This is a genomic window from Miltoncostaea marina, from assembly GCF_018141525.1.
GTDB lineage: Bacteria > Actinomycetota > Thermoleophilia > Miltoncostaeales > Miltoncostaeaceae > Miltoncostaea > Miltoncostaea marina.
Genome location: NZ_CP064655.1, coordinates 1,813,031 through 1,835,988 on the forward strand (window position 1 = coordinate 1,813,031; position 22,958 = coordinate 1,835,988).

Consider the following 22,958-nt stretch of genomic DNA (forward strand, 5'->3'; position numbering starts at 1 on the left):
CACACGCCGGCGGGATCGCGCCGGTGCCGCTGTCGGCCGCTCGGAGGCCGCCTGATCGCACCTGTTCCGTCGGGCGCCTCCGCGAGCCCGGCAGGGCTGGCCAGCCCGCCCCCGTCGCATCCCGGACGGGCACGCCTTCTCCGCGCGCGGCGGAGGCCCGCGTGGCGTCGACCTCGCCGACCATGGCGTCCGGCCGGGGGGCGCCGCCGCCGCTACTGCACCAGCTCGAAGATGTTGAAGAGCGGCAGGTACATCGCGATCACGACGACGCCGACGATGGCGCCGACGACGATCATCATCACCGGCTCGATGATCGAGGTGAGCGACTTCAGCGACGTGGAGACCTCGTCGTCGTAGAAGTCGGCCAGCTTGTGGAGCATGCGGTCCACGGCGCCGGTCTCCTCGCCCACGGCGAGCATCTGGGTGACCATCACCGGGAAGACGCCGGTGCGGCCGAGCGGCGTGGCGAGGGGCTGGCCCTCGCGGACGCGGTCGGCGACCTCGGCCATCGGGTCGGAGATGACGCGGTTGCCGGCGGTGCGGGCCGTGATGTCGAGCGCCTGCAGGATCGGCACGCCCGAGGCGGTCAGGGTGCCCAGGGTGCGGGCGAAGCGGGCGACGGCGATCTTGCGGACGATCTCGCCGATGCGCACCGGCATGCGGAGCTTCAGGGCGTCCCACATGTATCCGCCGCGCTCGGTCGAGCGCCACTTGCGGAAGCCGAGCACCGCCGCGACCGACAGCAGGAACATCATGTACCAGTAGGCGCGCATGAGGTCGGAGACGTCGACCATCAGCTGCGTGAAGGCCGGCAGCTCGCCGCCCAGGTCGGCGTACATGTCGGCGAAGACCGGGATGATGAAGAGGATCATCCCCATCAGGACGCCCACGGCGAAGATGCCGATCATCGCCGGGTAGACCATCGCCGAGCGCACCGTGCGGCGCAGGTTGTCGTCCTTCTCGAGCTGGATCGCGACCCGCTCGAGGACCTCCTCCAGGTTGCCGCCGGTCTCGCCGGCGCGCACCATCGCGACGAACAGGTCGGAGAACACCTTCGGGTGCTTCGACATCGCCTGCGAGAGGGCGAGGCCCGCCTCCACGTCCTGGCGGACGGCGACGATCGCGTTCTTCAGCTTGGGCGCCTCGGTCTGCTCCTCCAGCACGTAGAGCGCCCGCAGCAGCGACAGGCCGCTCGAGATCATGGTGGCGAGCTGGCGCGCGAAGACGGTGACGTGGCGGGCCTTGAGGCCGCGGTAGCGGTCGAGGAGGTCCTCGACCGTGGGCGTCGTCGACTTCTGGTCGACGTCCACCACCGTGAGGCCGCGCAGCCGCAGCTGGGCGGCGACCGCGGCCTTCGAGTCGCCCGCGAGCTCGCCCGTCTGGGCGGCGCCGCCCCGGTCGAGGGCCTTGTAGACGTAGGTGGCGCTCATGCCGCCTGCACCAGCCCGAGCAGGCGCTTGAGCTCGTCGGGGTGGCCGGCGCGCTCCATCGCCTGGTCGATCGTGACGACGCCCTGCCGCACGAGCGCGGCGAGGTTGGCGTCCATCGTCTGCATGCCGTGCGAGGAGCCGGTCTGCATGACCGAGTAGATCTGGTGCGTCTTGCCCTCGCGGATCAGGTTGCGCACGGCCGGCGTCGGGTTGAGCACCTCGCACGCCACCACCCGGCTGCCCGAGATGGTCGGCACGAGCTGCTGGCAGCAGACGCCCTGCAGGCCGTTGGCGAGCATGATGCGCACCTGCTCCTGCTGGTGCGGCGGGAAGACGTCGATGATGCGGTCGATCGTCTGCGGCGCGTCGGAGGTGTGCAGGGTGGCGAACACGAGGTGGCCGGTCTCGGCCGCGGTGATCGCGATCTGCATCGTCTCCAGGTCGCGCATCTCGCCGACGAGGATCACGTCGGGGTCCTGGCGCAGCACGCTGCGCAGCGCGTTGGCGAAGGAGTGCGTGTCGGTGCCGACCTCGCGCTGGTTGATCATCGAGCGCTTGTGGCGGTGGAGGAACTCGATCGGGTCCTCGACCGTCATGATGTGGCAGGCGCGGCGCTCGTTGATCTCGTTGATGAGGCTGGCGAGCGTGGTCGACTTGCCGGAGCCGGTCGGGCCGGTCACGAGCACGAGGCCGCGCGGCTTCGTGGTCCAGTCGTGCAGCGCCGAGGGCAGGCTCAGCTCCTCGAGAGTCTTGAGCTGTGAGGGCACCACGCGGAACGCGGCGCCGAGCGAGGCGCGCTGGTAGTAGACGTTCACGCGGAAGCGCACCCTGCCCGGCACCGAGTAGCTCATGTCGAGCTCGAGGTCGGTCTCCAGGCGCTGGCGCTGGTCCTGGGTGAGCAGCCCGTAGACCAGCTCGCGGGTCTCCTGCGAGGTGAGCGGCCGGTCCCCCAGGCGCACGAGCTCGCCGTTGAGCCGCATGACGGGCGGCGCGCCGACCGCCAGGTGGAGGTCGCTGGCGCCGCTGGCGATCACGTTGGTGATGAGCTCGGCGAAGTCGGCCATGGCACCTTCCGTGGAGGCTTCGGGTTCGGGCCGGCGCGCGCGGGGCGGCGCCGGATGCCCCCTCTATCGACCGGCGCGCGGCCCGTCTGTAGCGACGCGCCGGGGGCGGGCGGCGCCGGTCAGCCCACCGCCCGGGCGACCTCCTCGATGCTCGTGTGGCCGGCGAGCACCTTCAGCACGCCGTCCTCGCGCAGCGTGCGCATGCCCTCGCGGCGCGCCTGGGCGGTGATCTCCTCCGAGGTCGCGCCCGCCACCGTCATGCGCTCGGTGGCCTCGCTCATCACGAGCATCTCGTAGACCCCCAGGCGGCCGCGGTAGCCGGTCTCCTGGCAGCGCGGGCACCCCACCGGGCGGTGGATGGCCACCGGGTCCGGCAGCCCGGGCGGGAGGGTCGCCACCCCCATGGTCTCGCGCAGCTCGGCGAGCGGCACCGCGACCGGCGCCTTGCAGTGGCTGCACAGCCGGCGCGCCAGGCGCTGGGCCAGGATGCCGGTGACCGCGCTGGCCGACAGGTAGGGCTCCACGCCCATCTCGCTCAGGCGGGTGAGCGCGCCGGCCGCGTCGTTGGTGTGGAGTGTGGCCAGCACGAGGTGGCCGGTGAGGGCCGACTCGATGGCGATGCGCGCCGTCTCGTGGTCGCGGATCTCGCCGATCATCACGATGTCGGGGTCGCAGCGCAGGATCGAGCGCAGCCCGGCCGCGAACGTCAGGCCGGCCCTCGGGTTCACCTGCACCTGGTTGATGCCGGGCAGCCGGTACTCGACCGGGTCCTCGACCGTGATGATGTTCTTGTCGGCCGAGTTGAGCTGGTTGAGCGCCCCGTAGAGGCTCGTGGACTTGCCCGAGCCGGTCGGCCCGGTGACGAGGATGGCGCCGTAGGGCCGCCGGTAGCAGGCCTCGAACCTGGCGAGCACGTCCTTCGCGAAGCCGAGGTCGGACAGGCGCATCAGCACGTTGCTCTTGTCGAGGATGCGCATGACGATCTTCTCGCCGTACACCGTCGGCAGCGTCGCCACGCGCAGGTCCAGCGGCCGGCCGCCCACGGTGATGCCGACCCGGCCGTCCTGTGGGACGCGGCGCTCGGCGATGTCCAGGTCGGCCATGATCTTGATGCGGCTCGCCACGCCGTTGGCCAGGCGGTGTGGCACGGAGGTGACCGTGCGCAGCACGCCGTCCACCCGGTAGCGGACCGTCATCTCGTGCGCCTGCGGCTCCAGGTGGATGTCGGAGGCCCGCTCGTCCACCCCGCGCGCGATCACCGAGTTCACCAGCCGCACCACCGGCGCGTCGTCCAGCACGTCGGCGATGTCGGCGCCGTCGCCCTCGTCGGCCTCGTGGCCGCCCTCCCCCACCAGGTCGGCCACCACGGCGTCGATCGCCGACATCTGGCCGAGGAGCGTGCGGATTTCCTCCGCGCTCGCCAGCACGGGGCGGATCTCGTGGCGGGTGAGGATGCGCAGGTCGTCGATCGCGAAGACGTTCGAGGGGTCGGCCATCGCGACCACGAGCGTGCCGTCGGCGTCGGTGCGCACCGGGACGGCCTGGTAGCGGCGCGCGCTCTTCTCGTCGATCAGCCGCGACAGCGCCGGGTCCACGCCGTCGGCGAGCGTGAAGAAGTCGACGCCCATCCGCAGGGCCATCGCCCGGGCGAGCTGGTCGCGGGTGATGAGCTCCTCGGCGACGAGCAGTTCGCCCAACTTGCGACCGTCGGCGAGCTGGCGGGCGGCCGCGTCCTCCAGCTGCTCCTCGCTGAGCGCCCCCATCCGCACCAGCACGCGCCCCAGCGGCTCGCCGCGCGGCGGACGCGCGGGGGCGGCCCGGCCGGCGGGCGGCGGGGCCCCGGCGGCCGGCGCGGACGCGGGCACGGGGCGGTGATCGGGCAGGAGGGGCACCACCCCCTGGATCGGCGCGCCGCGCGGATCGCTTGACGCGCCATGGTCCGCGCGAACCCCCGCGGCGGGGGCCCGGGACCGCCTACGCGGCCGCGAGCGCCTCCCGCATCACCTGGACGGGGGCGGGCCGGCCGGTCCACTGCTCGAACGCCGCGGCGCCCTGGTGGAGCAGCATCCCGAGTCCGTCGACCGTGCGCGCCCCCCGGCGGGCCGCGGCGGCCAGCCAGGGCGTGCCGCCGGGCCGGTAGACGATGTCCGCCACGGCGCGGCCGTCGCCGAGGCCGGCCATCGGCAGCTCGGGCGGCACCTCGTCGCCGTGCAGCCCGAGGCTGGTGGCGTTGACCACGAGGGCGGCCGCGGCCGCCGCCGCGTCCATCGCGGCCGTCGTGAACGGCACCGGCTCGCCGAGCTCGGCCGCGCGGGCCCGCGTGCGGTTTGCCACCCGCACCCGCGCGCCCCGCGAGCGCAGCGCGAACGCCACCGCGCGCGCGGCGCCGCCGCCGCCGATCACCAGCACGTCGGCGCCCTCCAGGTCGAGCGGCGCGGCCTCGTCGAGCGCCCGCAGGAAGCCGGCGGCGTCGGTGTTGTCGGCGCGCCAGCCGCCATCGCCGTCGGGCACGAGCGTGTTGGCGGCGCCGATCGCGCGCGCCGCGTCCGAGACCGCGGAGCAGCACCCGAGCACGGCGGCCTTGTGCGGGATGGTGACGTTGAGGCCGGCGCACCCGGCGGCCGCCAGCCCGCGCACGGCCTCCGGCACGCGGGCGGGCTCCACCGGGAACGCGGCGTACGCCCAGTTGATGCCCAGCGCGGCGAAGGCGGCGTTGTGCATGACCGGCGACAGCGAGTGCTCCACCGGCCAGCCGATGATCCCGGCGAGCCGGGTGCGCGCGTCGATCATCCGCCGTTGCCGGCGGCGCGGGCGATGTTGGCCTCGTGCTCCGCCGCGGTCGACGCGAAGTAGTGGCCGCCGCTGCCGTCGTTCTTCGCCACGTAGTAGAGGTAGTCGTGGCGCTCCGGCCGGGCCGCGGCGCGGATGCTGTCCAGGCCCGGGCTCGCGATGGGTCCCGGCGGCAGCCCCGGGTAGCGGCGGGTGTTGTAGGGCGAGTCGACGGCCAGGTCGGACGCCGTCAGCTCGGGCTTCCACTCGCCCAGGGCGTACTGGACCGTCGCGTCGATGTCGAGCCGCATGTCCTGGCGCAGGCGGTTGTAGAGCACGCCCGCCACGCGCCGCCGCTCGCCGGGCACCGCGACCTCGCGCTCGATCAGCGAGGCCAGGATCAGCACGTCGTAGCGGGTCAGGTTGCGCGCCCGGGCGTACGAGTAGTCGACCTGGGCCTCGGCCGCGCGGTAGGCGGCCACCTGCTGGTCGACCAGCTCGGCGGCGGTGGTGCGGCCGGTGATCTCGTAGGTCGCCGGGAAGAGGAAGCCCTCCAGCGACACCGGCCGCGAGGAGCGCGCCAGCGCCCGCCCGCGCGGGCCCGGGCGGGTGAGCGCCAGGTAGCGCTCGCCCGGGATCGAGGTCTCGGCGTCCAGCAGGCGCGCGACGTCCTCCCGGCGCAGGCCCTCGCGCACGAGCAGCCGCTGGGCGGGCTCGGGGGCCGTGACGGCCTCGGGCGGGGGCGGGTCGTCGCCGTCCACCAGCCCGCGGCCGGCGGCGGCCAGCGCCGCGACGGCCATCACGAGCACGAGCGCCAGCCACAGCACGGTCCGCCCCCGCCCCGCCCGCTCGCGCGGCCGCCCGTAGCGGCGGTAGCGGTCGCCGGGCTCGCGCTCCGGGCTCACCCGCGGGCCGCCAGGTACGCCTCCAGGAGCACGCAGGCCGCCAGGCTGTCGAGGTCCGCGCGCGAGCCGCCCTCGCGTCCCCGGCGGGCGGCCTCGACCGTGGTCAGCCGCTCGTCCCACATCTCGACCGGCACGTCGACCCGCGCCCGCAGCCGCCCGGCGAAGCCGGCCGCCGCGCGGGCCTGCGCCCCCTGCTCGCCAGACAGCGAGCGCGGCTCGCCCACCACGATGCGGTCGGGGGCTTCGTCGGCGATCAGGCGCTCGAGGCGGCGGCGGCCGGCGGGCGAGTCGACCCGCTCGATCGCGGGGAGCGGACGGGCGAGGGTGCCGGTCGGGTCGCTGACCGCCACCCCGGTTCGCGCCCGGCCGTGGTCGAGCGCGAGAACCTTCACGACCCCCGGTCGGCCGTCAGGATCGCCCGGGCGGCGTCCAGCGCCTCGGGCAGGCGGGACGGGTCGCGGCCGCCGGCGCGGGCCATCGCGTCCTTGCCGCCGCCGCCCCCGCCCACGATGGGGGCCACCTCGCGGATGATCGCGCCGGCCTTCAGCCCGGCGGCCACCGCGCCCGGCGCGAGGTTGGCGACCACCAGCGCCTTGCCGTCGCTCGCGGCGCCCAGCACCACGGCGGCGGTGTCGCCGAGCGACTGCTTGAGGCGGTCGGAGATCGCGAGCAGCTCGTCCATGTCGGCCGCCTCGACCTGCGCCACCAGCGCGCGCACGCCGCCGGCCTCGACGGCGTCCCCGGCCAGCGACCCCACGTCGGTCCGGGCCGACTTGGCGCGCTTGAGCTCGGCCTGCAGCTGGCGGATGCGCTCGTCGCGGGCGGCGAGCTCCGCCTGCAGCTCGCGCTCGCGCTCGCGCAGGTACGCCAGCGCCGCCGTGCCGGTGAGCGCCTCGATGCGCCGGGCGCCGGCACCGGTGGAGCCCTCCGAGACGATCGCGAACGGGCCGATCTCGCCGGTGCGGCTCACGTGGGTGCCGCCGCAGAGCTCCTTCGAGAAGCCCCCGGTGTCGACCACCCGCACGCGCTCGCCGTACTTCTCCTCGAACAGGCCGATCGCGCCGGCCTCGGCGGCGTCCTCGCGGCCCATGATGCGCCAGCCGACCGGCCGGTCCTGGTCGACCCGCTCGTTGACCATGCGCTCGATGCGCTCGAGCGTCTCGGCGGGCACGCGGCCGCGGTGGGTGAAGTCGAAGCGCAGCTTGTCGGGGCCCACGTACGAGCCCGCCTGGCGCACGCCCGCGCCGAGCGTCTCGCGCAGGGCCCAGTTGAGCACGTGGGTGGCGGTGTGGTTGGCCTGCGTCTGGCGGCGGCGGGCGGCGTCGACCGTGGCGGTGACCTCCGCGCCCACCGGCAGCGCGCCCTCCTGCAGGCGCACGCGCAGCACCTGGTCGTCGCCGAGCCGGAACGCATCGATCACCCGCGCGCGCCCCTCGGAGCCCGCGATCTCGCCCACGTCCGAGACCTGGCCGCCGCCCTCGGCGTAGAACGGCGAGCGCTCGAGCTTGACGAGGGCGGTGCCGTCGCCGAGCTCCGCGGCCGCCGTCACGCGCGTGTCCGCGGTGGTGGCGTCCCAGCCCACGAACTCGGTGGGCGCGGCCTCGCGGGCGAGCGCCGCCGCCCCGTCGGCCACGCCGTCGGCGCCGGCACCGGCGCCGGCCCGCGAGCGCTCGCGCTGCTCCCGCATGAGCCGCTCGAAGCCCTCGGCGTCGACCTCCAGGCCGGCGTCGCCGGCGGCCTCGAGGGTCAGGTCGAGGGGGAAGCCGTACGTGTCGTGCAGCCGGAAGGCGTCCTCGCCGCGCACCCGCCCGCCGGCCGAGCGCTCGATCACCTCCGCCAGCAGCCGCCGCCCCTGCGAGAGCGTGCGGGCGAACTGCTCGGCCTCGGCGCCGATCACGTCGCGCACCTCGGCGGCGCGCTCGCGCAGCTCCGGGTAGGCGTCGCCCCAGCCCTCGACCACGGGGGCCGCCAGACCGGCGACGGCCTCCGGCTCCAGGCCGAGGTGACCGGCCTCGCTGACCGCCCGGCGCACGATGCGGCGCAGGATGTAGTCGCGGCCCTCGTTGCCCGGCCGCACGCCGTCGGCCGCGAGGAAGGTCATCGCCCGCCCGTGATCGGCCAGCACCCGCAGCGCCCGGTCGTCGCGCGCGTCGCGCCCGTAGGCGCGTCCCGAGGCGCCCTCCGCCCAGGCGATGAGCGGCCGGAAGGCGTCCGTGTCGAACACCGACGGCACGTCCTGCAGGATCGCCGCCAGGCGCTCGAGGCCGGCGCCGGTGTCGATGTTCTTGGCGGGGAGGCCCGACAGGGAGCCGTCGGGCCCCCGGTCGTACTGCATGAACACGAGGTTCCAGTACTCGAGGTAGCGGTCGCTGCCCGAGGCCGGGCCGCCGGGCGGGCCGAACGCCTCGCCGCGGTCGAGGTACAGCTCGGTGTTGGGCCCGCAGGGGCCGGTGGGCCCCGCCTTCCAGAAGTTGTCGGGGTCGCCGAGCCGCTGGATGCGCTCCGGCGGGACGCCCAGCGCGACCCAGCGCTCGAAGGCCTCCTCGTCGGCCGGCACGCCGGGCATGCCCTCGAAGATCGTGATCCAGATCCGCTCCGGGTCGAGCCCGAAGACCTCGGTCGAGACCTCCCACCCGAAGCGGATGGCGTCGTCCTTGAAGTAGTCGCCGATCGAGAAGTTGCCGAGCATCTCGAAGAAGGTGAGGTGCCGGGCGGTGTGGCCGACCTGGTCGATGTCGTTCGTGCGGAAGCACTTCTGCGAGCTCGTCATGCGCGGCGCCGGCGGCGACGCCGCGCCGAGGAAGTACGACTTCAGCGGCTGCATCCCCGCGATCGTGAGCAGCACCGACGGGTCGTCCTCGAAGGGCACGAGGGACGCCGAGGGGATCGCCAGGTGCCCCTGGCGCTCGAAGTAGCGGAGGAATGCCGCGCGGATCTCGCTGGTCGTCATGCGACCGCCGAGTGTACCAACGGCGCCGCGGGCGCCGGCCGGCTCAGGGCCGCTGCTCGAAGGCGGCGCGCACGTCGCGGTCGAGCTCCTCCTCGGCCGCGGCGGCCGCGCGCTTGCCGGCCTCCAGCGCCTCCTTGAGCTGCGCCGGGACGCGCTCGCGCTCGCGCCGGATCGTGTCGGCCCACAGCTTGGGGTCGAGGGCGCCGATGGAGCCCAGCCAGGCCACCACCCCGCCGACGACGCCGAGCTTCACCAGGCGGCCCATCAGTAGGGCGAGTCGTGCTTCTGCGCCGGCTCGCCCCCGGGCGGCGGCGGCGCGGTGGCCGGGGTGGGCGGCGCGGGCGGCGGCGGCGCCACCGGTCCCGCGGCGGCGCGGGCCTCAGCGGCGGCGGCCGCGTCGGCGGCGCGGCGGGCCTTGAGGGTGGCCACGGCCTCGCGGGCCCCGGCGGCGAGGCCGGTGAGCTTGCGGACGGGCTTCGTGATCGCGCTCGACACCGTCTGGACCGTCTTCTCGGCGCCCTTCGTGGCGCCGACGGCCGTCTTCATCATCTCGTCGACGCGCATCAGCTCGAGGTTGACCCCGTCAACCGTGGTCTGGGCCTTGTTGAGGATCGGCACCACCTCGTCGGTGATGCGGGTCACCGACGTGCCGACCCGCGCGAAGACGCCCGCCATGCGCAGGAAGAGGTACGCCAGCCCGACCCCGGTCAGGATCAGGAAGATCGACAGGGCGAGCTTCAGAAGGTCGGACCAATCCACGAGCTCAGCCTCCAGTGCGGTCTGCGTTCACCTGACGATCGCTGATCGTACCCGCCGCGAGCAGCCGGCCCCCGCGGTAGAGGGCGGCGACCTGGCCGGGCGCCACCCCGTCGGCCGGGTCGTCGAGGCGCACCCGCAGGCCGTCGCCATCCGGCGCGGCCCGTCCGCGCAGCGGGCGGCCACGGTAGCGGACGCGCACCTCCACCGGGTCGTCGCCGAGCTCGCCGTGCACGCGGGGCGCCTCCAGGTCGAGCCCCGCGGTGGCGAGCGCCTCGCGCGGGCCCACGACCACCGCGTTGCGCGCCGCGTCGGTGCGCAGCACGTAGAGCGGCTCCGTGCCGGCCACGCCGATGCCGCGCCGCTGACCGACCGTGAAGCGCCAGTGGCCGGCGTGGGTGCCGAGGCGCCGGCCGTCGGCGTCCTCGATCGGCCCGGGCCGCGCCGCGACGCCGGCCCGCTCGAGGAACGGCGCGTACCCGCCCGCGCCGACGAAGCAGACCTCCTGGCTCTCGACGGCGGCGGCGCCGGGCAGCCCCGCCTCGCGGGCGAGGGCGCGCACCCGGTCCTTCGTCAGGTCGCCGAGCGGGAAGCGCAGGCGCTCGCGCTCGCGGGGGCCGAGCATCGCGAGCATGTAGCTCTGGTCCTTGCCGGCGTCGGCCGCCCGGGCCACGAGCGGCCGCCCGGCGGCGTCGCGCTCGATGCGCGCGTAGTGGCCTGTGGCCATCAGCCGCGCCCCGACGAGGGCGGCGGCGTCGGCCAGCACCGAGAAGCGCACCCGCCCGTTGCAGGTGACGCAGGGGTTGGGCGTGCGGCCGGCGGCGTACCCGGCGACGAACTCCTCGACCACGCCTGCGCGGAAGCGCTCGGCGACGTCGAGCGTGAGGTGCGGCACGCCGAGCGCGTGCGCGGCGGCGCGCGCGGTGCGCACGGTCTCCGGGGAGCAGCAGGAGCGCTCGGCGGCCGCCGCGGCGGGGTCGTGCCAGAGGCGCATCGTCACCCCGACCACCTCCAGGCCGGCGTCGCGCAGGAGCATCGCCGCCACCGCGCTGTCGACGCCGCCGCTCATCGCCACGGCGACCCGCTCGGCGCGCTGCGGGACGCCGGGGGCGCCCAGGCGGGCGGTGTGCCAGCCCTCCAGGGCGCGGCCGAGCGCGTCGACGACCGCCTCGGGGCCGTGGCGGCGGTCCGGGCCCAGGCCGCCGAGGTCGCGGTCGAGGGCGTCCGGGCCCAGCGCGAGCGCCTCGAGGATCGTGGCGCCCCGCAGGCGCGCGCAGGCGGCGCTCGCGGCGGCCGTGGCGGCGCCGCAGCCGAAGGCCTGGAAGCGCGCCTCGCGCACGCGCCCGCCGCGGATGCGCAGCGCCACGCGCACGAGGTCGCCGCACGCGGCGCTCCCCGACTCGCCCGCCGCGTCGGGGGCGGGCATCGCTCCCGCGCCCACGGGGGCCGCCAGATGGCGCATGGCCTCGGGTGGGTAGGGCGGCACGCCGCCGAGGCTACCACGGGCCCCGGGGGGCCCCGGGGGCTACCGCGCGGCGGCCCCGCGGGCGGCCGCGGCGGTGGCGCGCGCGTCGGCGATCGACTGGCGCAGGATGCCGGCGTCCACCAGCCCCGACCAGCGGTTGGCGAGCGTGCGGTCGCGCGCGATCACGGCGACCGACGGCGTCCCGGTCACGCCGAGCACGTCGGCGAGGTCGCCGAAGCGGGTCCCCCCGAGCGTGTAGCTGAAGAACCGCACCCCGTCGCGCGGGCCGGCCTCGGCGCGCACCTCCTTCAGGGCCGCCGCCACGGCGCGGTCGTCCGCGGGGCCGGCCATGACGAAGGACACCACCAGGACGTCGCGGCCGCGCAGGGCCCTGCGGACCGCGGCCGGCGTGTCCGGGCCCGGCGTCACGACGCCGCCCGGGGCCACGGAGGCCACGGCGACGGGCGCCGCGGCGACCTGCGCCGTGATGGCGGGCTGCAGCTCGGCGGCCTCGTCGCCCCCGCAGCCGGCCGCCACGAGGGCGGCGGCCGCCGCGAGGGGCGCCAGCGCGACGAGCGCGTGGCGCCTCATCGGCGGAGGGGCTCGATGCCCCGCGGTGCCGTTCCGGCCTGTGACTTGAACCTGCCATAGCAGGTGGGCGACGGGCTGGCCACGCCTTCGCGGGACCGTGACGCCATCTCCCTCATCACTCGTGTTGGCTCAAGGTGTGAGCCGGTGGCGAACACTGCAGGGCACCTCCGAGTCTAGCCGCTGATCCTCGTGTCGGCACCCTCCGGGTGATCTTGAACCGGCGGGCAGCGGCGGCCTGGGCATCGTGTCCATGAGGCCTTCACCCGCCGGCGGCGCGGCGCGACCCTGGACCTCCCGCCCGCGCCGACCCGGAGCCGACGTGCTCGTCCCCCCGCCGCCCCCCACCTACACGCTCGCCCCCGACGTCCGGCCCCTCGGGCCGGGCGAGCAGGCCGCCCTCGAGAACACCCTGAGGGCCCTCACCGGCCGCGTCACCGGCGTGATCGTGACGGCCGCAGGCACCACCCTGAGCCACCACGTGCTCGAGCTCTCGACGCCGGCCGGCTCGCTGCTCGTGCTCGAGCGCGTCGCCACCCCCGCCGAGGCCGCCGTCCGCTGATGCCCGCCCCGGCGCTCCCCCGGGGCGCCGGGGGTCGGCGTCACGTGGCGCCCGGGGGTCGCGCCGAATGGCGCAGGGGGTCGACGCCACGTGGCGCGACGGCGGCGGCGCCCGGGGGTCGCGCCGAATGGCGCAGGGGGTCGACGCCACGTGGCGCGACGGCGGCGGCGCCCGGGGGTCGCGCCGAATGGCGCAGGGGGTCGACGCCACGTGGCGCGACGGCGGCGGCGCCCGGGGGTCGCGCCGAATGGCGCAGGGGGTCGACGCCACGTGGCGCGACGGCGGCGGCGCCCGGGGGTCGCGCCGAATGGCGCAGGGGGTCGACGCCAAGGGGCGCGACGGCGGCGGCGCCGGGGGTCGCGCCGAATGGCGCAGGGGGTCGACGCCAAGGGGCGCGACGGCGGCGGCGCCGGGGGTCGCGCCGAATGGCGCACGGGGGTCGCGCCGAGTGGCGCGACCCCGCGGCCGGCGCCCACCCCGCGCTAGGGTCGGCCGATGAGCGACGACGACGCCCTCGGCGAGCGCCTGGAGATGCTCCTGGTCATGCGCTGGCTGGAGGAGGGCGCGGACGAGCGCGGCGAGGTCGGCGTGCCGGTGCTCGACGCGGCGCGCGAGCTGGGCCTGGACGACGACCGCGCCGGCGTGCTCGCCGTGATGGGCGCGCTCGGCAGCCTCGAGGACCGGGGCGCGGTCCGCGTCACCTGGCCCGCCTCGCCGTCGGGCCACGCGCTCGTCGTGCTGACCGAGGACCTGCGCGGCGACGCCCGCCGCCTGTTCGGCGGCCCGCCCGGGCCGCCCGCGCCCCCCGGGCCGCCGGGCCCGGGCGGGCGGCCGCCGTCAGCCTGAGGCGCGCCCCGGCTGCTCGGCGGCCGCGGGCCGCACGCCCAGCTCGCGCAACTGCAGCGGGTCGACCGACGACGGGGCGCCCGTGAGGGGGTCGGCCCCGGTGGCCGTCTTCGGGAAGGCGATCACGTCGCGGATCGAGCGCTCGCCGGCGAGCAGCATCACCAGGCGGTCGAGGCCGAGCGCGATGCCGCCGTGGGGCGGCGCGCCCAGGCGCAGCGCCCGCAGCAGGAAGCCGAACTTCGCCTCGGCCTCCTCCTCCCCGAGCCCGATGAGGGCGAAGACGCGCTCCTGCACCGCCCGGTCGTGGATGCGGATGCTGCCGCCGCCGATCTCGAGGCCGTTGAGCACGACGTCATAGGCCAGCGAGCGCACCGCGCCGGGGTCGGACTCGAGGCGCTCGACGTCCTCGGGGCTCGGCGCCGTGAACGGGTGGTGCAGCGAGTCCCAACGGTCCTCGTCGGCGTTCCACTCCACGAGCGGGAAGTCGACGATCCAGACCGGCGCCCAGGCGCCCTCGGGCACCAGGCCATGGCGCTCAGCGAACCGCACCCGAAGGGTGCCGAGCACGGACTGGGCGACGGGCTCGGCGTCGGCCACCATCGCGACGAGGTCGCCCGGCGCGGCGCCGAGGTCGCCGGCCAGGCCGCCCAGGAAGCGGGCGACCGGCGAGCGCAGCCCGCCGTCCTCCTCCACCGCGGCCCACACGAGCCCCTTGGCCCCGAGCTCACGGGCCTCGGCCATCAGCTCGTCGCCCACCTTGCGGCTCACGCCGGAGCCGGCCCCCGGCACCACGAGCGCCCGCACCACGCCGCCGGCGCCGACCGCGCCCTCGAACACGCCGAAGCCCGAGGCCGCCGCCCGCTCGGTCCAGTCGAGGATCTCCATGCCGTACCGCAGGTCGGGCCGGTCGGTGCCGAACCGCCGCATCGCCTCGGCGTAGGACATGCGCGGGAACGGCGCCGCGATCTCGGCGCCGGCGGCGGCGAACGACTCCTCCAGCACCCGCTCGACCAGGCGCTGCACGTCGGCCGGCTCCACGAACGAGGCCTCGAGGTCGAGCTGGGTGAACTCCGGCTGGCGGTCGGCGCGCAGGTCCTCGTCGCGGAAGCAGCGGACCACCTGGTAGTAGCGCTCCAGCCCGCCGACCATCAGCAGCTGCTTGAACAGCTGCGGGCTCTGCGGCAGCGCGTACCAGGAGCCGCGCTGCAGGCGGCTCGGCACCAGGAAGTCGCGCGCGCCCTCGGGCGTGGAGCGGGTGAGCACGGGCGTCTCGACCTCGAGGAAGCCCTCGTCGTCGAGCACCCGGCGCATCGCGGCGGTCACCCGGGAGCGCATCTCCAGCGCCCGCAGCCGGCGCGGCCGGCGCACGTCGAGGTAGCGGTAGGTGAGCCGCAGCTCCTCGGAGGCCTCCTGGTTCTCGTCCTCCACGGAGAACGGCAGCGGGTCGGCCTCGGACAGCATCTCGAGCGAGTCCGCGCGCAGCTCGACCGCCCCCGTGGCGAGCGCCGGGTTGACCGTGGCCGGATCGCGGGCGACCACCTCGCCCGCCACGCTCACGACGTCCTCGGGGCTGAGGTCGCCGGCCGCCACGTCCATCGCGCCCTCGCCCTCGCCGGGGTGGAACACCAGCTGCAGCAGCCCCGAGCGGTCGCGCAGGTCGATGAACACGACGCCGCCGTGGTCGCGGCGGCGGTGGACCCATCCCGACACGCGCACGCGCTCGCCGAGAGCCGCGGCGGCGCCGAGGCAGGTGTGGGTCCTGTAGCGGTCAGCTCCGATCATCCGGTCAGCTCCTGGACGAGGTCGCCGAGCGGCACCTGGCGCTGCTCGCCGCGCTCCATGTCACGGATCGTCGCCACCCCGGCCTCGTGCTCGCGCGGCCCCACGATCACCGCGTGGCGCGCGCCGAGCGAGGCGGCGTGGCGCATCATGGCCTTCATGCTGCGCCCGCGCAGGTCGCTGTCGCAGCGCAGGCCGCCCTCGCGGAGCCGCTCGAGCACGGGCAGCAGGTCGAGCCGCAGCGCCGGGTCGGGCACCGCGAGGTACACGTCGATGCCCTCGGCGGGCGGCTCGGCCGCCGACTCGAGCGCGAGCGCGATGCGCTCGATGCCCGCGCCGAAGCCGATCCCGGGGGTGGGCGGGCCGCCGAGCCCCTCCACGAGCCCGTCGTAGCGCCCGCCGCCGCCCACGGCGCTCTGGGCGCCGAGGTGGTCGGAGACGAACTCGAAGACGGTCATCGTGTAGTAGTCGAAGCCGCGCACGAGGGTGGGGTCCTCCTCGTAGGCGATCCCCAGCCGCCCGAGCGCCTCCAGCACCCGCTCGCGGTGCGCCGCGGCGGCCGGCGACAGGTGGTCGAGCAGCTTCGGCGCCTCGCGCATGATCTCGGCGATGCGCGGGTCCTTCGCGTCGAAGAGCCGCAGCGGGTTGAGCCGCATGCGCGCGCGGGCGTCCTCGTCGAGGTCGCCGCGGTGGCGCTCGAGGTACTCCATCAGGCGCTCGCGGTAGGGCCCGCGGCTCTCCGCGTCGCCCATGGAGCCGAGGGTCAGGCGCACGCCCGGCACGCCGAGGCGGCGGTAGATGCCGTCGAGCAGGGCGATGACCTCGGCGTCGAGCAACGGGTCGTCGCTGCCGATCGCCTCGGCGCCCACCTGCCAGTGCTCGCGGTAGCGGCCCGCCTGGGGGGCCTCGTAGCGGAACATCGGGGCGGCGTACCAGAGCTTCACCGGCAGCGGCTGCTTGTGCATGCCGTGCTGCACGAACGCCCGCACGACGGGCGCCGTGCCCTCCGGGCGCAGGCTCAGCGAGCGGCCCCCGCCGTCCTCGAAGGTGTACATCTCCTTGCGCACCACGTCGGTGCTCTCGCCCACGCCGCGCAGGAAGAGGCCGGTCTCCTCGAAGGTCGGCGTCACGATGCGGCGGTAGCCGTAGCGCTCGAACGCGTCCCTGGCGACGTCGATCACCCGCTGGCGCAGGCTGCTCTCGGGCGGCAGGACGTCCCGCGTGCCGCGGGGCGCCGCCACGCGGCGGCCGCCGGCGCTCACCGGCTCTGCGGGCGGGCGCGCGCCTCGGTCCAGCGCTTCATCTGGCGCTTGTACCGGAAGCGGTCGAGGAAGAGCCCCAGCGGCACCATGAGCGCGAACGCCACCAGGCTCACGAGGAGCGCGCCGACGGCGCTCTCGCCCACGACGTAGACGAGGTACGGGTAGAAGATCGCGGCCACGATGCCCGCGCGCAGCAGCACCCCCCGCATGGACGGCGGCACCGGCTCGCCGGGGCGCCGCTTGGGCGCCGCCGGCCGCGCCGGGGCCTCGCCCTCGGGCGTGCGCTTGACGGGCACGGGCGGCGGGCCCGCGTTCTTGCGGCGCTTGCGCTTCGCCATCAGGCGGCCGCCCGCAGCTCGAGCACCTGCCCGGGCCGGAAGCCCGCGATGCCCATCGCGGCCGGGCTCGGGCCGCGCATGGCGTCGCGCGGCACCAGGCCCACCAGCTCGGCGTCGCCGGCCTCCACGCCGAGGCGCTCCGCCTCGGCGCGCACGGCGCGCAGCACCGCGTGCAGCGGTGCCCGGCGATGGTCCTCGACGTTCATCGAGACCTGGGCCATGCCCGCCTCCGGCAGCCACAGGCCGAGCGCCCGCACGCCGGGCAGGCCGCCGCCGTCCTCCCGCACGCGGGCGGCGATCGCGCGCGCCTCCGTGAGCGTGGCGTCGGGCAGCCAGACGTTGATCGCGATGAGCGGCGGCCGCACGCCCACCAGCACGGCGCCGGCGCTCGGGTGCAGCCGCGGCGGGCCGGCGTCGGGCACGATCGCGCCCTCGTCGAGCAGGTGCGCCAGGCCCTCGAGGCCCTCCCGGCGGAAGTCGCGGGGCCGGGTGCGCGCCGGGTCGGTCGCGACCTCGCCGTACAGGAAGACCGGCAGGTTGACCTCCTCGCCGATGCGGGCGGCCACGCCGCGGGCGACCTCGGAGGCGAAGGGCACGTCCTCGTCGTGCAGCGCGACGATCGGCGCCACGTCGAGGGCGCCCAGCCGCGGGTGCACGCCCCGGTGGCGGCGCACGTCGATGCGGTCGGCGCACTCGCCCGCGAGGTCCACCAGCGCGTCCTGCACGGCCAGCGGCGCCCCGGCCAGGGTGAGCACGCTGCGGTGGTGGTCCGGGTCGGAGTGCACGTCGATCACCCGCACGCCCGGCTGCTCGCAGGCGCCGACCAGCGCCTCGATGGTCGCGCGGTCGCGGCCCTCGCTGACGTTCGGCACGGCGACGGTCAGGGGCTGGCCCGGGGAGGGCGGCATGCCGGCCTCATCGCCGCGGGCCGCGGTCGCTTGTGCGGCCCGGTGGCCTCCTTTATCGTTCACCAGTGAATCACCTTGAGCGTTCTCCTCCGCCTGCTGCGCTTCCTGAGGCCCCACACCGCCCGGGTGGCCGTCACCGCCCTCAGCGCGGCAGGCCTCATGGCGTGCTCCGTCACCTTGCCATACCTGACCGGGAGGGTGATCGACGACGTCCTCGAACAGGGCGACCGCGGGGCGCTCGGCCCGCTCGTCGCGGCGGTCGTCGCCATCGTGGTGGTGCGGATGGCCCTCGGCGTGGTGCGCCGCTGGGTCTCGGGCGGCGTGAGTTTGGCGGTCGAGTACGACCTGCGCGCCCGCCTCTTCTCGCACCTGCAGCGCATGTCGCTCGCCTACTTCGATCGCATGCCCGTGGGCCAGCTCATGTCGCGCGCGACCAGCGACCTGCAGACCGTGCGCTTCTTCCTGGGCTACGGCCTCATCTTCCTGTTCATGCAGGCGTTCACCCTCGTCATCGTAGCCGGGGTCCTGCTGTGGATGGACTGGCGGCTCGCCGCCCTCGCCCTGCTGATGGGGCCGGCGCTGCTGGTGATCGCCTGGCGCTACAGCCGGCGCAACAACCCGGTGCAGATCGACGTGCAGCAGAAGGTGGCCGAGGTCACCGAGATGGCCGAGGAGAGCGCGGTCGGCATCCGGGTGATCAAGGCCTTCGGCCGCGAGGCCGACCGCTCGAGCCGCTTCGGCTCGACGTCGCGGCGGGCCTTCGACCGCAGCATGGACGGGGCCCACATCCGGGCGCTCTACCAGCCCCTCATGGGGTTCGTGCCGGTGCTCGGTCTGGCGGTGGTGCTGATCTACGGCGGCCTGCAGACCATCGAGGACAGGTTGAGCCTCGGCGAGTTCGTCGCCTTCTACCTCTACCTGACCCTGCTCATGGCGCCGTTCCGCTCGCTGGGGATGCTCGTGGGCCAGGCCCAGCGGGCGATCGCGGGCGGCACGCGCATCTTCGAGGTGCTCGACACCGTCCCCGAGATCACCGAGCAACCCGGCGCGCGGGGCCTGCCGCCCGGCGGCGGCGAGATCCGCTTCGAGGGGGTCTCCTTCGCCTACGGCCCCGACGCGCCGGAGATCCTGCGCGGCATCGACCTCGTCGTGCCGGCCGGGGCGACCGTCGCCGTCATCGGCCCCACCGGCTCCGGCAAGACCACCCTCACCCAGCTCATCCCGCGCTTCTACGACCCCACCGCGGGCCGGGTGCTGATCGACGGCGCCGACGTGCGCGACCTGCGGCTGGCCGACCTGCGCCAGGCCGTCGGGATGGTGTCGCAGGACCCGTTCCTGTTCTCGACGAGCGTGCGGGAGAACATCGCCTACGGCCGGCCCGACGCGACCGAGGAGGAGGTGCGGGCGGCGGCCCGCATGGCGCAGGCCGAGGCGTTCATCGACGCCCTCCCCGAGGGCTTCGACACGGTCGTCGGCGAGCGCGGCTTCACCCTCTCGGGCGGCCAGCGCCAGCGCGTGGCGATCGCGCGGGCGCTGATCACCGACCCGCGCATCCTGATCCTGGACGAGGCCACGGCGTCGGTCGACGCCTCGACGGAGCGCGAGATCCAGGCCGCCCTGCGGGCGGTCATGCGCGGGCGCACCACGCTCGTCATCGCGCACCGCCTCTCGACCCTCTCCCTCGCCGACGAGCTCGTGGTGCTCGAGGGCGGCCGGGTGGCCGCCCGCGGCGGCCACGACGAGCTGTACGCCACCAGCCCGGTCTACCGCGAGATCCACGACGGCGGGCTCGCGCGCCCCGACCTGATCGCGCGGGAGGCCTGATGTCGACGCACGCCTCCCCCGCCCCGCTGCCGGTCGCCCGCGCCGGCGAGGGCGGGCCGCCGCCCGCCCGCCGCAAGCTGCGGCGCCTGGCCCCGTACTTCCGCCCGTACCTCGGGCGGGCGATCGCGACCGTCGTGCTGATGCTGATCGTGACGGCGTCGGGCCTGGCGATCCCGGCGCTCGCGCAGTACGCGATCGACCACGGCATCCGCGCCGGCGACAAGGGCGTGCTCGTGCTTAGCGTGGTCCTGTTCGTGGTCGCCGGCGGCGTCGGCTGGCTGGCGGGCTACCACCAGTCGTTCCTCTCGAGCTGGGTGGGCGAGCGGGTGCTCCTCGACCTGCGCACCGAGACCTTCCGCCACCTGATGCGGCTCGAGCTGGGCTACCACGAGCGCACGCCCACCGGGCGCACCGTCTCCCGGCTGACGAGCGACATCGAGGCGCTCCAGCAGCTCGTCACCGACGGCGTGACGTCGCTCGTGATCAACGGCCTGACCTTCATCGGCGTCGTGGTGATCCTGTTCAGCTACGACGCCGAGCTGGCCCTGCTCACCTTCGTGATCTTCCCCGCCCTCGCGGTGGGCACCGCGCTGTTCCGCGTCTACTCGACGCGCGCCTACCGGCGCACCCGTGAGCGGGTCGCCGACGTGCTGGCCACGCTGCAGGAGACGCTCTCGGGCGTGCGGGTGGTGCAGGGCTTCGGCCGCCAGGAGCCCTCCGAGCGCGTCTTCGAGCGCGTCAACGAGGAGTACCGCGAGGCCAACATGGCCACGATCCGCCTGTCGGGCGTCTACTTCCCCGGCGTCGAGCTGCTGTCGGGCGTGGGGACGGCGATCATCCTGTACTTCGGCGCCACCCGGGTGCTCGACCAGGACCTCAGCGTCGGCGTGATGGTGGCCTTCGTCGGCTACCTGTCGAGCTTCTTCGACCCCATCCAGCAGCTCTCCCAGCTCTACAACACCTTCCAGTCGGCCATGGCCGCCCTCGAGAAGATCTTCGGCGTGCTCGACACCGAGCCCGAGGTGGTCGATCCGCCGGACGCCGTGGAGCTGCCGCGCATCGCCGGCGACGTCGAGCTGCGCGGGGTCGCGTTCGCCTACGACCGGGTGCCGGTGCTGCGGGACATCGACCTGCGCATCGCCGCCGGCGAGACCGTCGCGCTGGTCGGCACCACCGGGGCCGGCAAGTCGACGCTCGCGAAGCTGATCGCCCGCTTCTACGACCCCGTCGAGGGCCGCGTGCTGATCGACGGCCACGACCTGCGCCACGTGGCGGGGCGCTCGCTGCGCGACCAGCTCGCGGTGGTGCCGCAGGAGGGCCACCTGTTCGCCGGGACGATCGCCGAGAACCTTGCCTTCGGCCGCCCCGACGCCACCGACGACGAGCTGCGCGCCGCCGCCGAGGCCGTCGGCGCGGCCGGGTTCATCGAGGCCCTTCCGGAGGGCTACGACACGCCGGTCAGCGACCGCGGGTCGGGCCTGTCGGCCGGGCAGCGGCAGCTCGTCTCGTTCGCCCGCGCCCTGGTGGCCGACCCGCGCCTCCTGATCCTCGACGAGGCCACCTCGTCGGTCGACCTGCGCGCCGAGCAGCGCATCGAGGAGGCCCTGCGGACGCTGCTGGCCGACCGCACGGCGATCGTCATCGCCCACCGCCTCTCCACCATCCGCGACGCCGACCGCATCGTGGTGCTCGAGGCCGGCCGGGTCGTGGAGCAGGGCACCCACGACGAGCTGGTGCGGGCGGGCGGCCGCTACGCCGAGCTCTACGGCGACTGGGCCGAGGTCGCCGGGGAGGCCGCCCCCGGCGCTTGAGGGCGTGGACCCGTTTGGTACCATCGCCAGCGGCCGACGGCGATGGGGGATCGTCTAGCGGTAGGACGCCGGGTTCTGGCCCCGGTAGCGGGGGTTCGAATCCTCCTCCCCCAGCTTGCCGCACGGACCCGCAGCACCCATACGGCGCATTCGTCTAGGGGCCTAGGACGCCGCCCTCTCACGGCGGTAACACGGGTTCAAATCCCGTATGCGCTACCTCACCGCGACCCCGCCCCGGCGGGGTCGTCGTCGTTCCGGGCCCTCGGGGGCGCTCAGGCGAGCTCCCGGCGCAGCGCCGAGCGGGCGGCCCAGTAGCCGCACATGCCGTGGACCCCGCCCCCGGGCGGGGTCGACGACGAGCACAGGTAGACCCCCGGCAGCGGCGTCGCGTACGGGTCGGCGCGCGGCACGGGGCGCGCGAGGGTCTGGCGCAGGTCCTGCATGCCGCCGTTGATGTCGCCGCCCACGTGGTTGGGGTTGCGCCGCTCCATCTCGGCCGGGCCGCGGGCCGAGCGGGCGATCACCCGGTCGCGGAAGCCGGGCGCGAAGCGCTCGACCTGGGCCTCGATCGCCGCCGTCATATCGGCCGTGGAGCCGCCCGGCACGTGGCAGTAGGCCCAGGCCGTGTGCCGACCGGCCGGCGCGCGGGAGGGGTCGGCGACCGACTGCTGGGCGAGCAGCACGTACGGCCGCGCCGGGTGGGCGCCGCGCAGCACGTCGCGCTCGGAGGCGGCGATCTCCTCCAGCGTGCCGCCCAGGTGGACCGTGGCCGCCCGGGCGCACTCCGGCGCACGCCACGGGATGGGCCCGTCGAGCGCCCAGTCGAGCTTGAAGGCGCCCGGCCCGTAGCGGAAGCGCGCCAGCCGCCGCCGCGCCCGGGGGGCCATGCGCTCGCCGGCCATCGCGAGCAGCTGGCGCGGCGTCACGTCGAGCAGCACCGCGCGCGCGGGCGGCAGCTCGCCGAGCGCGGACACCGGCCTGCCGGTCACGACCTCGCCGCCGAGGTCCCGCAGGTGGGCGGCCAGCCCGTCGGCGATGCGCTGCGAGCCGCCGCGCACCACCGGCCAGCCCACCGCGTGGCCCAGCAGGCCCAGCAGCAGGCCCACCCCGGCGCTGGGCCGGTCCTCCAGGCGGATCATCGAGTGGGCGGCCATCCCGGCGAACAGCGCCCGGGCGCGGGCGCCCGCGAAGCGCCCGCGGGCGAGGCCGGTCGCCGACCGCAGCGCGTGCGGGGCCACCCGCAGGAGGGCCGCCGGGTGCCGCGGCGGGCGCAGCGGCGGCGCCAGCACGCCGGCCACGACCGCGTCGGCCCGCGCCACGAGGGGCTCCATCAGGCCGGCGTAGGCGTCCGCGTCGGGCCCGAGGCCGGCGGCGGTGGCGGCGACCGACCGCTCCAGCATCACGGCGGTGCCGTCGTCGAGCGGATGCGCGAGGGGCGCGCCGGGGTGCACGAGCTCGACGCCGAGCCTCGCGAGCGGCAGGCCGCGGAAGAACGGCGAGCCGGCCGCCAGCGGGTGGATCGCCGAGCAGACGTCGTGCACGAAGCCGGGCGCCGTGAGCTCGGCCGACCGGCAGCCGCCCCCCACGGTCGCCGCGCCCTCCAGCAGCAGCACCGACCGGCCCGCCCGCGCGAGCGTCACGGCCGCGGCCAGCCCGTTGGGGCCGGCGCCGACCACGACGGCGTCGCGGCGGCGGGTCACG

20 protein-coding genes, 2 tRNA genes and 1 other RNA gene are annotated in these 22,958 nt (G+C 75.8%); 6 read left to right on the forward strand and 17 right to left on the reverse strand.

What is annotated here, in order from left to right; translation table 11 throughout:
• Positions 1 to 212: 212 nt before the first annotated feature.
• From ITJ85_RS09060 to ssrS, 12 genes are all read right to left on the reverse strand, one after another.
• A complete protein-coding gene (locus ITJ85_RS09060) occupies positions 213 to 1,430 on the reverse strand; it encodes a type II secretion system F family protein (RefSeq protein ID WP_217912780.1) in 1,218 nt (405 codons plus the stop codon).
• Positions 1,427 to 2,494 (reverse strand): type IV pilus twitching motility protein PilT, encoded by a 1,068-nt coding sequence (locus ITJ85_RS09065; protein WP_217912781.1) that lies wholly within the window; start codon positions 2,492 to 2,494, stop codon positions 1,427 to 1,429. The genes ITJ85_RS09060 and ITJ85_RS09065 overlap by 4 nt, the downstream gene beginning before the upstream one ends.
• A 119-nt stretch (positions 2,495 to 2,613) precedes the next feature.
• Entirely contained in the window at positions 2,614 to 4,359 is a 1,746-nt protein-coding gene (locus ITJ85_RS09070) for a GspE/PulE family protein (RefSeq protein WP_217912782.1), read from the reverse strand.
• Positions 4,360 to 4,468: 109 nt separating this feature from the next.
• Positions 4,469 to 5,284 (reverse strand): shikimate dehydrogenase, encoded by an 816-nt coding sequence (aroE, locus tag ITJ85_RS09075; RefSeq protein ID WP_217912783.1) that lies wholly within the window; start codon positions 5,282 to 5,284, stop codon positions 4,469 to 4,471.
• On the reverse strand, positions 5,281 to 6,168 hold the full coding sequence (gene mltG / locus ITJ85_RS09080; protein WP_217912784.1) for an endolytic transglycosylase MltG: 888 nt from the start codon (positions 6,166 to 6,168) through the stop codon (positions 5,281 to 5,283). Before mltG ends, aroE begins: the two co-directional genes overlap by 4 nt.
• On the reverse strand, positions 6,165 to 6,560 hold the full coding sequence (ruvX, locus tag ITJ85_RS09085) for a Holliday junction resolvase RuvX (protein WP_217912785.1): 396 nt from the start codon (positions 6,558 to 6,560) through the stop codon (positions 6,165 to 6,167). Before ruvX ends, mltG begins: the two co-directional genes overlap by 4 nt.
• Complete coding sequence (gene alaS / locus ITJ85_RS09090) at positions 6,557 to 9,118, reverse strand: alanine--tRNA ligase (protein ID WP_217912786.1); 2,562 nt, start codon at positions 9,116 to 9,118, stop codon at positions 6,557 to 6,559. Before alaS ends, ruvX begins: the two co-directional genes overlap by 4 nt.
• A gap of 43 nt (positions 9,119 to 9,161) precedes the next feature.
• Positions 9,162 to 9,371, reverse strand: coding sequence for a hypothetical protein (locus tag ITJ85_RS09095; protein ID WP_217912787.1), 210 nt, complete (start codon positions 9,369 to 9,371; stop codon positions 9,162 to 9,164).
• A gap of 11 nt (positions 9,372 to 9,382) precedes the next feature.
• Positions 9,383 to 9,877, reverse strand: a complete 495-nt coding sequence (locus ITJ85_RS09100) for a hypothetical protein (protein WP_217912788.1) — start codon at positions 9,875 to 9,877, stop codon at positions 9,383 to 9,385.
• A gap of 4 nt (positions 9,878 to 9,881) precedes the next feature.
• Positions 9,882 to 11,360, reverse strand: a complete 1,479-nt coding sequence (mnmA, locus tag ITJ85_RS09105; protein WP_217912789.1) for a tRNA 2-thiouridine(34) synthase MnmA — start codon at positions 11,358 to 11,360, stop codon at positions 9,882 to 9,884.
• 39 nt (positions 11,361 to 11,399) lie between these two features.
• The gene (locus ITJ85_RS09110; RefSeq protein WP_217912790.1) at positions 11,400 to 11,930 is read right to left on the reverse strand and encodes a hypothetical protein; all 531 of its coding nucleotides are present in this window, start codon (positions 11,928 to 11,930) and stop codon (positions 11,400 to 11,402) included.
• A 13-nt stretch (positions 11,931 to 11,943) separates the two neighbouring features.
• Positions 11,944 to 12,096: non-coding RNA, 6S RNA (gene ssrS, locus ITJ85_RS09115), on the reverse strand.
• A 153-nt stretch (positions 12,097 to 12,249) separates the two neighbouring features.
• Between ssrS and ITJ85_RS09120 the strand changes: the two genes are divergently transcribed.
• A complete protein-coding gene (locus ITJ85_RS09120; RefSeq protein ID WP_217912791.1) occupies positions 12,250 to 12,489 on the forward strand; it encodes a hypothetical protein in 240 nt (79 codons plus the stop codon).
• A gap of 495 nt (positions 12,490 to 12,984) precedes the next feature.
• Positions 12,985 to 13,335, forward strand: coding sequence for a hypothetical protein (locus tag ITJ85_RS09125; RefSeq protein WP_217912792.1), 351 nt, complete (start codon positions 12,985 to 12,987; stop codon positions 13,333 to 13,335).
• Here ITJ85_RS09125 and aspS read toward each other — a convergent pair.
• The 4 genes from aspS to ftcD are packed head-to-tail and all read right to left on the reverse strand — an operon-like array spanning position 13,327 to position 17,622.
• Positions 13,327 to 15,117: an aspartate--tRNA ligase gene (gene aspS / locus ITJ85_RS09130; protein WP_217912793.1), complete on the reverse strand. Its 1,791-nt coding sequence runs from the start codon at positions 15,115 to 15,117 to the stop codon at positions 13,327 to 13,329. The genes ITJ85_RS09125 and aspS overlap by 9 nt on opposite strands.
• Positions 15,114 to 16,376: a histidine--tRNA ligase gene (hisS, locus tag ITJ85_RS09135; protein ID WP_217912794.1), complete on the reverse strand. Its 1,263-nt coding sequence runs from the start codon at positions 16,374 to 16,376 to the stop codon at positions 15,114 to 15,116. Before hisS ends, aspS begins: the two co-directional genes overlap by 4 nt.
• Positions 16,373 to 16,714: a hypothetical protein gene (locus tag ITJ85_RS09140; RefSeq protein ID WP_217912795.1), complete on the reverse strand. Its 342-nt coding sequence runs from the start codon at positions 16,712 to 16,714 to the stop codon at positions 16,373 to 16,375. Before ITJ85_RS09140 ends, hisS begins: the two co-directional genes overlap by 4 nt.
• Positions 16,714 to 17,622 carry a glutamate formimidoyltransferase gene (gene ftcD, locus ITJ85_RS09145; RefSeq protein WP_217912796.1) on the reverse strand — a complete coding sequence of 303 codons (909 nt, stop codon included), beginning with the start codon at positions 17,620 to 17,622 and terminating at the stop codon, positions 16,714 to 16,716. The genes ITJ85_RS09140 and ftcD overlap by 1 nt, the downstream gene beginning before the upstream one ends.
• A gap of 75 nt (positions 17,623 to 17,697) precedes the next feature.
• Between ftcD and ITJ85_RS09150 the strand changes: the two genes are divergently transcribed.
• The 4 genes from ITJ85_RS09150 to ITJ85_RS09165 all read left to right on the forward strand — a co-directional run bounded on the left by ITJ85_RS09150 (position 17,698) and on the right by ITJ85_RS09165 (position 21,473).
• Positions 17,698 to 19,446 (forward strand): ABC transporter ATP-binding protein, encoded by a 1,749-nt coding sequence (locus ITJ85_RS09150; protein ID WP_217912797.1) that lies wholly within the window; start codon positions 17,698 to 17,700, stop codon positions 19,444 to 19,446.
• Positions 19,446 to 21,257: an ABC transporter ATP-binding protein gene (locus ITJ85_RS09155; RefSeq protein WP_217912798.1), complete on the forward strand. Its 1,812-nt coding sequence runs from the start codon at positions 19,446 to 19,448 to the stop codon at positions 21,255 to 21,257. The genes ITJ85_RS09150 and ITJ85_RS09155 overlap by 1 nt, the downstream gene beginning before the upstream one ends.
• Before the next feature lie 43 nt (positions 21,258 to 21,300).
• Positions 21,301 to 21,371: transfer RNA gene (locus ITJ85_RS09160), tRNA-Gln, on the forward strand.
• A 29-nt stretch (positions 21,372 to 21,400) separates the two neighbouring features.
• Positions 21,401 to 21,473: transfer RNA gene (locus ITJ85_RS09165), tRNA-Glu, on the forward strand.
• A 56-nt stretch (positions 21,474 to 21,529) separates the two neighbouring features.
• Here the strand turns inward: ITJ85_RS09165 and ITJ85_RS17375 are convergent.
• Positions 21,530 to 22,957: a phytoene desaturase family protein gene (locus tag ITJ85_RS17375; RefSeq protein WP_217912799.1), complete on the reverse strand. Its 1,428-nt coding sequence runs from the start codon at positions 22,955 to 22,957 to the stop codon at positions 21,530 to 21,532.
• Position 22,958 lies beyond the last annotated feature (1 nt).